This window comes from Sphingomonas jatrophae, from assembly GCF_900113315.1.
Classification (GTDB): Bacteria; Pseudomonadota; Alphaproteobacteria; order Sphingomonadales; family Sphingomonadaceae; genus Sphingomonas_P; species Sphingomonas_P jatrophae.
The window spans coordinates 1,451,205-1,463,570 of sequence record NZ_FOZG01000001.1 but is presented as its reverse complement, the minus strand read 5'-3'; the positions used below and the strand labels follow the sequence as shown (position 1 = coordinate 1,463,570).

9 protein-coding genes are annotated in these 12,366 nt (G+C 68.4%); 5 read left to right on the top strand and 4 right to left on the bottom strand.

The genetic code is table 11. The features are described 5' to 3' along the window. The first annotated feature begins 84 nt into the window (after positions 1-84). Together BM360_RS06965 and BM360_RS06960 are read left to right on the top strand one after the other, a co-directional pair. Positions 85-843: a phytanoyl-CoA dioxygenase family protein gene (locus BM360_RS06965; protein ID WP_207544536.1), complete on the top strand. Its 759-nt coding sequence runs from the start codon at positions 85-87 to the stop codon at positions 841-843. Positions 844-871: 28 nt separating this feature from the next. After that, positions 872-2,098: a tannase/feruloyl esterase family alpha/beta hydrolase gene (locus BM360_RS06960; RefSeq protein WP_165611220.1), complete on the top strand. Its 1,227-nt coding sequence runs from the start codon at positions 872-874 to the stop codon at positions 2,096-2,098. A 19-nt stretch (positions 2,099-2,117) separates the two neighbouring features. Here BM360_RS06960 and BM360_RS06955 read toward each other — a convergent pair whose 3' ends face one another. The 4 genes from BM360_RS06955 to BM360_RS06940 form a co-directional block, all read right to left on the bottom strand. After that, complete coding sequence (locus tag BM360_RS06955) at positions 2,118-2,510, bottom strand: response regulator (RefSeq protein ID WP_093312765.1); 393 nt, start codon at positions 2,508-2,510, stop codon at positions 2,118-2,120. A 61-nt stretch (positions 2,511-2,571) separates the two neighbouring features. Beyond that, entirely contained in the window at positions 2,572-5,019 is a 2,448-nt protein-coding gene (locus tag BM360_RS06950) for a tetratricopeptide repeat-containing sensor histidine kinase (RefSeq protein ID WP_106407384.1), read from the bottom strand. Between the two features lie 67 nt (positions 5,020-5,086). Further along, on the bottom strand, positions 5,087-7,969 hold the full coding sequence (locus BM360_RS06945) for a S8 family serine peptidase (protein WP_131819207.1): 2,883 nt from the start codon (positions 7,967-7,969) through the stop codon (positions 5,087-5,089). Between the two features lie 128 nt (positions 7,970-8,097). Continuing rightward, a complete protein-coding gene (locus tag BM360_RS06940) occupies positions 8,098-9,474 on the bottom strand; it encodes an EAL domain-containing protein (protein WP_093312759.1) in 1,377 nt (458 codons plus the stop codon). A gap of 246 nt (positions 9,475-9,720) precedes the next feature. Between BM360_RS06940 and BM360_RS06935 the strand changes: the two genes are divergently transcribed. The 3 genes from BM360_RS06935 to BM360_RS20065 all read left to right on the top strand — a co-directional run bounded on the left by BM360_RS06935 (position 9,721) and on the right by BM360_RS20065 (position 12,365). Next, entirely contained in the window at positions 9,721-10,368 is a 648-nt protein-coding gene (locus tag BM360_RS06935) for a Tim44/TimA family putative adaptor protein (protein WP_093312757.1), read from the top strand. A 163-nt stretch (positions 10,369-10,531) separates the two neighbouring features. Further along, on the top strand, positions 10,532-11,869 hold the full coding sequence (gene mltA, locus BM360_RS06930) for a murein transglycosylase A (protein WP_093312754.1): 1,338 nt from the start codon (positions 10,532-10,534) through the stop codon (positions 11,867-11,869). A 214-nt stretch (positions 11,870-12,083) separates the two neighbouring features. Next, entirely contained in the window at positions 12,084-12,365 is a 282-nt protein-coding gene (locus BM360_RS20065; RefSeq protein WP_341350582.1) for a Smr/MutS family protein, read from the top strand. The last annotated feature ends 1 nt before the right edge of the window (position 12,366 follow it).

Genomic DNA, 12,366 nt, shown 5'->3' with positions numbered 1-12,366 from the left:
CATGATTTTCTACCACAAGGTTCGCTTTTGCCAATGGCGGCGGCGCGCCCGCTGCGCGACTGTTGCACCGAAGGAGCCTTGCCGATGACGATGCTCACCCCGGACCAGATCCATGCTTATCGACGCGATGGTTACCTCCACCTGCGCGGCCTGTTCTCGCCAGAGGAGGCGGCCGCCTACCGTGCCGAGGTTCACGCCATTGCCGAGGGGCAGGGGCCGACCGACGCGACGTGGGAGAGCGTGAAGGATGGTGCCACCCGCCTCATCCACTGCCACGACGTGCAGTTCCGCTCCGCTGCCTTCACCCGCCTTCTGCTCGATCCGCGCGTGACCGGCACGGCGCAGTCGATCATCGGGCCCAACGTCCAGCTTCACCACACCAAGATGTTCGTGAAACCGCCCGAGCAGGGCTCGCCTTTCCCGATGCATCAGGATCATCCTTATTTCCCGCACCGCGACCACTCGCTGATCGCGATGATCTTCCATTTCGACGATGCGCCGGAGGAGCGTGGCTGCCTGCGCGTCTACCCCGGCAGCCACGCGCTGGGCCCGCTCCCCGCCGTCGGCGCCGACCATCACCTGGCCAAGGATCGCTTTCCGCTCGCCGGCGCGACCCCGCTGCCGGCGAAGGCGGGCGACATGATCGTCTTCTCCTACCTGCTGGCGCACGGATCGGGGCTCAATCGCTCGGACGAGGCGCGCACCACCTTGCTGGTGCAACTGCGTGATCCCGCGGACGTGCAGCTGAACGATCGCCATGCCTCCCGCGGGCAGGGCATGATGCTGGCCGGTGTCGACCCCACCGCCACGCCCTTCCGCTTCGCGTGGGACGCGGCCGCCTGACATGGGGATGGCGGCGCTGGCGCTACTCTTGGCCGGTGCTGCGCCACCCTGTGCGGCGCTGGCGCGGCAGGGCACGCCGACGCTGCAGATCCTGAGCGCGGCAATCGAGGATGGCGCCTGCGTCGTGCGTGCGATGGCCCGGCCTCGCCCGCGGTCGGCGATCCGGATCGAGCTGCGCCTGCCCGAAGCCGCGCGGTGGAGCGGCCGTTATTACCAGATGGGCAATGGCGGGTTCGCCGGCACCATCCCGAGCGCGGTTCTGGCCGAGGCGGCGCGGCGCGGCGACGTGGCAGCGGCGACGGATACGGGCCACGCCGGCAGCGGCTTCGATGCGCGCTGGGCGAAGGAGCGCCCCGATCTCATCCTCGATTATGCCTGGCGCTCGATCGGTGACACACCCGCGGTCGCCCGCCGCATCATCGCCGCTTATTACGGCCGTCCCGCACGCCGCCGCTACTTCATGGGCTGTTCCTTCGGTGGGCGGCAAGCGCTGGTCGCGGGCGCGCGCTGGCCGGCGGAGTGGGACGGGCTGATCGTCGGCGCACCGGCCGTGCGCTGGCCTGCGACACTGGCAGCGTTCGCCACCATCGCCGCCAGCCTCGATCGGCCGGGCGCCCGCTTCACCGCAGCCGATGTCGCCCGCTGGAGCATCGCCGCGCGTGCCGATCCGCGCTGGCTCGCCCGCTGCCGTGCCGGGCCGCTCTGCCTCAGCAAGCCGCAACGGCACGCTCTCATGACTATCGTGCAGAGCGGCTATCCGCTGGTCACGGCCGATGCAGGGGAGTGGGCACGCTGGATCCTCTCGCGCAACGCATCACCGCCGTCGCAGCGCGCCTTTGCCGTTCAGGCGCGGCGCAATCTGTTCCCGACCATGCGCCAAGATCGATTGCGACAGACCTTTGCCATCGGATCGCTCGCGCCGTTTGCGCGTCGTGGCGGGCGGGTGATCGCCTATGTGGGCGACGCGGATGCGGTGACGCCGCCGGAGGTCGGGCTCACGGAGCTACGCGCCCGTTCGGCCGCGCTTGGCGGCGCGCTGAGGCTGTTCGTCGTGCCGGGAATGGCGCATTGCCAGGGTGGCTCGGCGCCGCACGCCTTCGGCCAGTCGCTTGCAGCGCCGAGCTTCCGCGACGATGCCGTGCATGACATACGCCGCGCGCTGGAGACGTGGGTCGAGCAGGGGCGGGTGCCTGAACGGCTGATCGCCGCGACGCCCAAACGCAACGATCGCTTCGTCACACTGCGAGCGGAATGATCGGCAGCGAGCCTGCCGTTCAGAGCAGCATCGCGCCTTCTTCGCTGGCCTTGGCCAGCATGCGGCCGATCGAATCGAACAGCGAGTTCATCGCCACCGGCTTCTGCAGCACGTCGTCCGCCCCGCTCGCCAGGCATTGCGAGCGCAGGTCCGCGGCGGTGTCGGCGGTGACGACGATGACGGGCAGGTTCGCCTTGTCGTCCGTGCGCTGGCGGAGGTGGCGGATCGCGGTCAGCCCGTCCATGCCGGGCATACGCAGGTCCATCAGGATGATGTTGAACGCGCCTTGTTCGATCATGCGAAGGCCAATTTCGGCATCTTCCGCTTCCTCCATCGCCGCACCCGCGACACTCAGCATGTCGCGCACGACGCGGCGGTTCATCGGATCGTCTTCGACGAAGAGCACTTGCATTATCGACCGCCTTGCCTGTCCGCACCGATGTTGCAGGTCGTGATTAAGGAAAAGTTGGCGTTCATGCCGCTTCCCGCGATTCCTGAGCGGGTGCAGCAACTTGGTCAGCCAGGCGCTTGATCAGCGCCGGCGCGGCAAGCGGCTTGGCGACGGGCAGGGCGCCCTGAGAAGCGATCGCCTCCGCGGTCAGCGCGCTGTCGGGCTTGAACATGACCGCCACCTTCGCGCCTGCATCGACCGCGGCTGCGATCCCGGGCGCGAGCGCCGCCATGTCGAGCGTGCTCGCCTCGATCAGGACGATGTCGGGGCAGGCATCGGCAAGCCGCTCGCCCACCGCCGCCACATCGGCGCTTGTATCGACCAGCGCCAGCGCGGGCGTGAGCACCGCCTTGAGCATGCCCTGCGTCAACGGATTGGGATCGACGATCAGCAGGTCGGCCTCGGCCAGCGAGGTGATCGTCCGCCCGGCGCCCGCGCCTGTCGCAGCGACACGGTGCAGCGGCATGCGCAGCGTAAAGGTAGAGCCTTCGCCGACAATGCTGTCCACCGTCACCGATCCACCCAGCAGAGCAGCGAGGTTCCGGCAGATGGCGAGGCCAAGGCCGGTGCCGCCATATTGCCGGCTGGTGCCGCCATCGACCTGGCGGAACGGCTCGAAAATGTCATCGTACCGATCCTCGGGGATGCCGATGCCGGTATCGATCACGCGGAGCACCAGCGCTTCGCCGTCCTTGTCCGGCTCAACCTTCGCATCGACCGTGACGTGGCCGGCCGGGGTGAACTTCACCGCGTTGGACAGCAAATTGAACAGGATCTGGCGCAGCCGCACCGTGTCCGAGCGGATGACGCGCGGCATGTCGGGCGCGATCTCCAGCGTCAGCGCGAGGCCCTTCGCCTCAGCCTGTCCGCCCCAGAAGCGCACGGCATCCCGCAGTACGGCGGCGGGGCGGACATCCTCCTCCACCGCGCTCGCCTCGCCCGCTTCCATCTTGGCGACGTCGAGCAGATCGTCGACCAGCGCGCGCATCGCCTCGCCCGCGCCATGGACGACCTCGACGCGCGAGCGGACCTGCGCATCCATCGCGCGATCAGCCAGCAGCACCTGCGTCATGCCGAGGATGCCGTTCAGCGGCGTGCGGATCTCATGGCTGGTGGTGGCGAGGAATTCGGTGCGGGCCTTCAGTGCCTTTTCGAGCGCCACGTTGGTCACGCTCAGCGTATCGTTGGCGGCGCGCACCTCGTTGCGGCTGCGGCGGATCGAGAAGAGCGAGAACAGGCTGCCGGCGACGACGCCCAGAGCGACGACCAATGCGGCGACAAGGCCCCACAGGGTGATCTTCTGCAGCCGTGCGCGGGAGCGTTCCAGCGCCACGTCGCGCTGCAGCTGCCCCGCCTTCAGGTTGGCGATGCTCAGTTCCTGATTGGCGAAGTCGAACTTGGCGGCGTTCAGCGCCGAATTGGCGGACGCGGTCGCCTCGCGCATCTCGTCGTCGAGGCGCTTGAACGCGGCGAGATGATCGAGCGCGCGATCCTTGTCGCCGAGACGGCGATAAAGCTGCCAGGCGAGATCGTGGAAGTCGCGATACTGGACGGTGGTGCGCTCGAGCGGCTGACCGGCGAACGCCCGCTCGATGAAGCGCTGAGCAGAGGCGAGATCGCCGCGCCCCCAGGCCGCCTGCGCCTTCACGCCCCACAGGAACGGCTCCCAGCCGGTCTCCTCGCGCGAAGCCATGGCGAGCCCGCGATCCGCGGTGGCGTCCGCCGCCCTCAGGCGCCCCGCCAGATATTCGGCCGAAGCCATGTTGGTGAGGATGCGCACTTCCAGCGTCGGCCCAAGCTCGTGCGCCACCTTCAGCGCGCGGCGATACAGCGCGATAGCCTCGGGGAAGCGGCGCATCTCCTTCAGCGCGTCGCCCTGATTGTTGAGCGCTGAGACGGTGAGCGAGGGATCGCCCGAATAGGTCTCCTCCGCCTGCCGGTAGTAACGCAGCATGCGCGGGTAATCGCGTGCGTCGAAATAGATGGTTCCGATATATTGCAGCGCCTTGGCCTGGCCGCGCTTCTCGCCGAGCTGACCGTAGAGCCGGTGTGCCTCCTGGAAACCGGCAAGCGCCTGACCGACGCGGCCGGTGGTCCAGTCGATCGTCGCGGCGGACATCATCAGGTCGCCGACCAGCTTGCTGCCGGGCGCCAGGCGGCCGGCCTCGGCAAGCGCCTTGTTGATGACGGGATCGGCTTTGTCGGGCTGGTTGGCGCGCGTCAGCGCCTCACCCTCCAGCCATTGCGCCTCGGCCAGCGCCAGCGCGCGCGCGTCCGGGGTCTGGATCGCATCGGCGGCGCGGGCGGCGCCGCGGGCGAAGCGGAGCGCCTTTTCCGGTTCGCCGATCATCGCGGCTTTCGCGTCGGCGATCCCCGCCTCGAAAGCGGGCGGGCGGGGTGCCTCCGCGGCGATGCCCCGGGCGGCCGCGACCAGCAGCACGGGCCCGATCAGGCGAGCAACAGACTTCATCCCCAAACTCCGCGGCGAGGTAGCCTTGGAGCCTAGGGATGAAGCGTTGTGCTCTGGTAAACGGACCTTACAGACCGAGCGAGAAGCGGCCGCCGACGATATATTTCGGCAGCCCCTCGATGCCGCTCTCATAGCCCGTCAGCTCACCCCGGCCGAAGGCCGACAGGTCCACCGCGCCGTCGAACATGGTCGCGCCGTAGAGCATCTCGCCGACGAAGCGGCGCGGCGTGCCGGCGACGCCCAGGCTCTGCGTGACGATGCCGATCTCGCCCGTCTGGCGGTCGGTCACGGCCACCGTCTTGAAGTCGATCGTGCCTCGCTCGACGCGGAGCGGCTGGGCGACCGACAGGCGCAGGCGATCCGTCTTGCCGAACAGCCGGTGCTTGGTCAGCCCCACCTGATAGGCGGTGCCGAGCAGCCCGCCCGATCCGATGCGCAGCGCCGCATCCCCCGACGTGCGGCTGCGCGCGGCGGTGAAGGAGGCGGTGAGCGACAGCGTATCGGTCAGCCGCGCGTCGGCGCCGACCGTCGCCGATTCGGTGATCGTGCCGCCAGCGATGTCGCTCGGCTCCAGCGAGCGGACGCCGAGCAGGCTGCGCGCCTCGTTCAGCCGGGTCAGCGACGCCGTGAGCAGGATCGCATCGTCGATCTTGTAATCGAGCCGCACGTTGGCCGCGTTCGCCCGGTAGTTGCCAAGGCGGGCGAGCTGCGCGCGGTTGCGCCCGGTCACCATCATCTCCTGGTCGATCGTGGACGGCGCGTCGCTCCGGGTCATGCCGACCGCGATGTCGAGCCCTTCGGCTGCGCGCACCTTGGCGCTGGCATGCGCGCCGCCGCTCGCGAAGCCGAGCACCGGGTTCACGCCGCCGACCTGCGCGTCGTAATCGGCGCGCATGCCGAAGCCGGATTGCCCGCCGACGAACGCGGCACCGTCACCGCGGCCGAAGGTGAAGCTGGCGCCGCCCTCCGGCGCCTCCACCGTCATGGACGAATAGAGCTTGGCCCGGCCCGCGCCGAAGCGGTTGGCGAAGGGATGGGCGACGCGCATCGTCATGCCCATGCGCAATCCGCTCCCGGTGACGTTCACGCCGGTGCCACCGACATCGCTGAAGCCGCGATAGCCGCTGGTGCCGCCGCCAAGCCAGCTGACCATGCGATCATAGACATAGCTCTGGAAATATTGCCCGCCCTGCATCGTGCCGACCAGACGGCTGGACAGCGGGATGAGGAAGTCGCGCTTGGCGCCGGGCAATTCCTCGAACGCGGAAAAATAGAGGTTCTTGGTTTCCCAGGTGGACTGGATGCCGGTCGTCTCCAGCGTGCCGACCTTGACCTCGGTCTGCTTGGTGCCGTCGACGACGTAATATTTCAGCGTTTCGAAGTTGAGCGGCGATTGGCTCGCCTCCACGTCGAGCATGCCGACGCCATAGACCGGATCGATACCCGGTGCGCCCAGATCCTTGGCCGAGCCGAGGATGGCGGCGGCGACCGCGCGCGGCTGCTGCTTCAGCCACGGCCAGCGATCGTGGATCAGCGCGATCGCACCCGAGACGAGCGGCGCGGCGAAGGAGGTGCCCGACATGCGGGTGACGCCGCCCTTGTCGTCCGACACGAGGATCAACTCGCCAGGTGCGACGATGAAGCGACGCATCAGCAGGCCGCTTTCCTTCAGCTGATCCTGGATCTTCTTATTCGGATCGTCCTTGCAGACGGTGTCGTCGAGCAGGCAGACGCTGCCGGGCCGGTTCGAGAATTCGGAGATCTTGCCCGTCGGATCGACCGAGCCGACGATGATGAACGTGTTGTCGAACGTGTCCTTCATGTTCACGTTCTGCGTCTGCGTCACGCCGTCATTGCCCGCGGCGATGACGTAGATCGCCTTGTCCTTGAAGGACTTGACCGCCGGATCCATGAAAACGCCGCGCCAGTCCGCCTCCAGCGTGTAGCCGGGAACGCCGAGCGACAGGTTGATCACCGACGCGCCCTTGCCGGCGACAGCGGCGATGCCGCGCTTGATGTCCGGCCAATCCGCCGTGCCGCTGGCATCGAACGGATTGAAGGCAGCGATCTTCACATTGGGCGCGATGCCCATCACGCCCTTGCCGTCATGCGCGGACGCGATCAGGCTGCCGACCGCGGCGCCGTGCCCGTTCGAGAAGGTGGACACGCCGCCATTGTAGATCGTCTTGGACTGGAGATCCTTGTCGCCGGCGACGTGGAAATCGATCAGGCCGATGGTGGTGTCGGCACCCGATCCCTGTTGCTGCGTGATGATCGGCTTCCAGTTGGCCGTCTTCATCCAGTGGTCGACATGATCGGTGCCGCTGAAGTTCATCAGCCCGTCATACCAGTCCATGAAGAATTGCGAGCGCCGCTCCGGGCTAAGCGTCTCGAGCGAGGCCGGATCGGACAGGCTGATGCCATATTTCGCGAACATCGGATCGGCAAAGCCGGCGCCGAACGTCTTGCCCGTCTGCGACAGCACGGCGGCGCCGAAGAACGCCTCCGATTGCGTGCGCAGCGTCGTCAGCTGTGTGGCCAGCGCGACATAGCCGGACTTGTCGGTCTGATAGGCGCCGAGCGCCGACCAGCTGCTGTCTATGCCGGTCCAGAGTGTGCCCGTCTGTTCCCAGAAGGCGCCGATATTGCGATATTCGGGGACGATCTGACCGAAGGCGCCGATGTTCCGGTAGAGCGGATTGATGTCGCCCCAGAATGCCTGGATGTTGCGGTAGAAGGGATCGACGTCGCCCCAGAAGGCGCCAATGTTCCGATAGAACGGGTTCACGTCGCCCCAGAAGGCGCCGATGTTCCGGTAGAACGGGTTGATGTTGCGATAGAGCGGGCTGATCTCCGTCCCGCCCGCAACGGTGCCCGCCGTCGTCGACTTCACCTTGCCCGCAAATGCCGGCGCGCCGAGGCACGTGCCGATGAGAAGGGCCGCTGCCATGCGCGCCCCGGTCTTCCGTCCCGATTCCACCCTGTTGCCCCTATTCTGATCTTGGAATCGGGGTAGGCGGACAACTCTGACGAGTCTGATGATATGTGCAGATAATTTCCCGTTAGGGATGCAAGTGCCTATCGCCGCGCGAAAAGAATTGCAGGAGCCGCGCTCTCGATATGCGCGACATGGCTGTCGCGCCGCAGAAACTCGATGAGTTCGGCCAGCGGCAGCGGCGGCGACACGAGATAGCCCTGCACCATGTCGCAGCCCATGACCGTCAGCAGCGACAGGGCCATCGGGCTGTCGACCCCCTCCGCCGTCACCTGCATCTCCAGCGCATGCGCAAGGTCAATGGACGAGCGCACCAGCAGCGGATCGCGATGCGTCGTCGTCAGGCCCGAGATGAACAGCCGGTCGATCTTCAGCTCCTGCGCGGGCAGCTGCTTCAGATAGGCGAGCGATGACAGGCCGGAGCCATAATCGTCGATGGCGATGTTCAGCCCGGCGGCGCGGAAGGCGTTCAGATTGGCTAGGGCGCGCTCCGGATCGTGGATCACCGCCGTCTCGGTGATCTCCAGCCCGATCCACTGTTCGGCGCCGCGCGTGATCTCCAGCACGTCGGCGGCGAATCGCTCGTCGGGCAGCAGCGCGCCCGAAATGTTGACGTAGATGGGCAGCGGCACGCCGGCCGCATCCAGCGCCGCCACGTCGCGCAGCGCCCGCGTCATGACCCAGCGGGTCAGCTGCCGGATCAGTCCCGATTCCTCCGCCATCGCGATCATCCGGTCCGCAGCGATCGCGCCGAACGTCGGGTGCGTCCAGCGCAGCAGCGCCTCGACCGATGCGATCGTCTCCGCGCGGCAATCGAGCTTGGGCTGATAGTGAAGTTCGAGCGCGTCCTCGGCGATCGCGATGCTCAGATCGCGCAGCAGCGCGACGTCGCTGCGTGCACCTGCATTCGGCGTCGTCTCCAGTTCGATCAGGTCGCTGTGCCGCGCCGCCGGATGCGCCAGCGCCGCCTCGATCCGGTCGAACGCTTCGTCGCTGGCGGTGCCTGGGCCGGCGGTCAGGAAACAGAGCCGCGGCCGGACGTCGAGCGCGCATCCCTCAAGCGGGTAGGTGCGGGGCAAACGCTCCAGCAGGTCGGCGAGGCGGGCCTGCACGTTCTGGCTTTCCTCCGGTGTCCAGGCGAACTCGATCGCGGAGCGGTTCTGCCGGCCAAGCGACGCCTCGGGCAGGATGAGCCCGATCGACTCGGCGATCGAGCGGATGAGCGCATTGGACGCGGCCGGGCCAAGGTGCCGGCGCATCTTCTCGAACCCGTCAATCTCGCACACTGCGAAGACGGTGCAGGCGGTGTCGCCATCGTCTCCCGGCAGGAACGGCGAGCCCGCCGCATGTCCCGCTGCGTGCGGCGCTCCAACCACCGGATAGCGCGGCGAGCCACGCCGCACGAGAAACGCGGTCGCGCCGATGAGCAGCACCAGAGCCAGGGCAAATTCAGCGACCATGTCTCCGGCGGCCTAGCGCCTGCGCGCCTAAGGAGCCGTTAAGGGCGGCGGCCCGGCGAAGCTTGAAACCGCCGCGTTTCAATTGTTTCCGCCACGGTAACCCAGAAGCAGCGAACGGCGGCAGATCCGCCTGCCGTGCGGCCACGCCCGCTGAGGAACCATCTTGGCCCGCCGCCCATTTGAAACCCGCGCCGCACGCGCCTATGTAGCCATTTGGCGCCTCGTGCGCGGAGTCCCGGAGGTCCGGTGGAAACGATCATTATCCTGGCGCTTGTGTTCTTCTTCGTCGGTTTGCGCCTCTACAGCGTACTAGGCCGGCGTACGGGTCATGAGCAGCCGATCGCCAAACCGGTTGAGGCGCCCGTTGCCGTCCAGCCGTCGCGCCCCGTGGCCGAAGCGGCGCCTGCTGCTGGCACGACGGCCGATGCCGCGGTCGATCCGCGTGCGCGCGATGGTGTGCGCGCGATCGTGGCGGCCGATCCGAGCTTCGATGTCGCTCGCTTCCTGTCGGGTGCCGAGGCGGCCTACCGCATGATCCTCGAGGCCTTTTGGCGCGGCGACGAGGATGAGCTGGCGCCTTTGGTGGATGACGAGGTGCGCGGCGCCTTCGCGGGCGCGATCGCCGAGCGCAAGGCGGCGGGCCATGTCCTCGACAATCGCCTCGTCGCGATCGAGCGCGCCGTGATCGATCAGGCGCAGCTGCAAGGTCCGGTCGCGCTGGTGACGGTGCGCTTCGATGCCGATATCGCTGCAGTGACGCGCGATGCCGACGGGCATGTCGTCGCCGGTTCGCTGTCGGATGCCGTCTCGACGCACGACGTGTGGACGTTCAGCCGCAATGTGCGCAGCGACGATCCCAACTGGCTGCTGATCGAGACCGACGAGGCGGCGTGACGCGTCGCCCGGCGGGGTGGTCGGGCCTAGGCGGCACGTCGTCGCGACGGGCTTGTTCCGTCGTCGGCGCTGCCATAATCGCCCGCGGATGAAGGCGCAGACGGGTGGATCCCGCGGAACGAGCGGGATGACGATGGATCTAAGACAACCGGTGTCGCGAGGCATGGCAAGTCCGGGCCTACTCGCTGGCCTCTGCTCCGCGCTCGCGCTTGCTGCCTGCACGGCCGTGCCGGACAGCCGCGCGCCGACGGCGGAGCACAAGCCAGCCACCCGCCCGCTTGCCGTGACCAGCCGCACGCCCGGGCCGGCCCGTTCGCCCAATCGCGTGCTGCCTCCCGCGCCTGCACCGCTTGCTCCCGCCGCGAGCGGCACCACAGCGGCCCAGCAGGGCATACGTCCCGGGCCGCCGGTCACTTCGCTCGGCATCGAGGAGGCGGAGGCCCGCTCGGCTCTGGCGGCATTTCGCCTGACCTGTCCCTCGCTCATCCGCCGCAGCGATCGCTCGGGGCTCACCCGCGGGGCGGACTGGCAGCCTGCCTGCACCGCCGCGACGGGGTGGACCGGCCCCTCCGCGGGCTTCTTCGCCCGCTATTTCGAGGCGGCGGTGATCGGAGACGGCCGCGCCTTCGCGACCGGCTATTACGAGCCCGAGATCGCCGGCGCCCGTGAGCGGCGTGCCGGTTACGAGGTGCCGATCTATGGCCGCCCGGACGATCTGGTCGAGGTCGATCTCGGCCTCTTCGCCGACGACCTGAAGGGGCGCCGGATCCGCGGACAGGTGACGGGCGGCAAGCTCGTCCGCTATCCCGAGCGCGCGCAGATCGTGGCGGGCGCCATCAACAGCCATGCGCCGGTGATCGCGTGGGGCGCCGATCCGATCGAGGTTTTCTTCCTCCAGGTGCAGGGATCCGGCCTGCTGCGTCTGCCGGACGGCGGCATCATGCGCGTCGGCTACGATACGCAGAATGGCCGCGATTATACCGGCATCGGCAAGCTGATGAAGGATCGTGGCATCTTCCAGCCCGGCGACTCCACCTCGATGCAGGGAATCGTCGCCAAGCTGAAATCCATGCCCGACGGCGGCGCCTCGATCATGAACGAGAACAAGTCGTTCGTCTTCTTCCGCGAACTGGGCGGGGAAGGGCCGCTCGGCGCGCTCGGGCTACCGGTGACCGGCCGGACCAGCGTTGCGGCCGATCCGTCCTTCGTGCCGCTCGGCGCGCCCGTCTTCCTCGCCATGGACCGGTTCGAGGCGTCGGGCCTGTGGGTGGCGCAGGATACCGGCGGCGCGATCAAGGGCGCCAATCGCTTCGATACCTATTGGGGTTCGGGCGCAGAGGCGCGGCGCGTGGCCGGCGGCATGTCGGGCAGGGGCGCGGCCTGGCTGTTGCTGCCGATCGGCACCATCGCGCGGCTCGGGCCCGTCCAGCCCGCGGCCGCACCCAGCCTGCCGTTCACGCTGCCCGCCGATCTCGATGCCGGCACGCCGCCTCAGCGCTGACGAAACGGCGCTGTGGCGCCGTGTCGTTGCCGACGTGCTGCCGCTTCGCCCAAGCGAGATGCCAGCCGCGCCCGAGCCGGTCCCGCCGCCATCTCAAACTCCTGTGCCGCCACGTCTGCCCGTGCGGCAGCCTGCGCCGGCGCTTCCCGCCCGCCCGGCAGCGCGCACTGCAAATACGCTCGATGCGTCCTGGGATCGGCGCCTTGCGCGCGGCATGGCAGCGCCCGACCGGATCATCGACCTGCACGGCCACACGCTCGCGTCCGCGCATCTGCTGCTGGAAGAGGCACTCGGCCGCGCGGTGGCGGCAGGGGATCGGCTGGTGGTGATCGTCGCGGGCAAGGATCGGCCGGGGCCGGGGCGGGGCGCGATCCGTCGCGAAGTCGGCCACTGGCTCGCCGCCTCGCGCTTCGCCTCGCGCATTGCCGCGATCCGCGCTGCCCACCCGCGTCACGGCGGGGCGGGTGCCTTCTATGTCGTGCTGAGGCGCAGCTAGG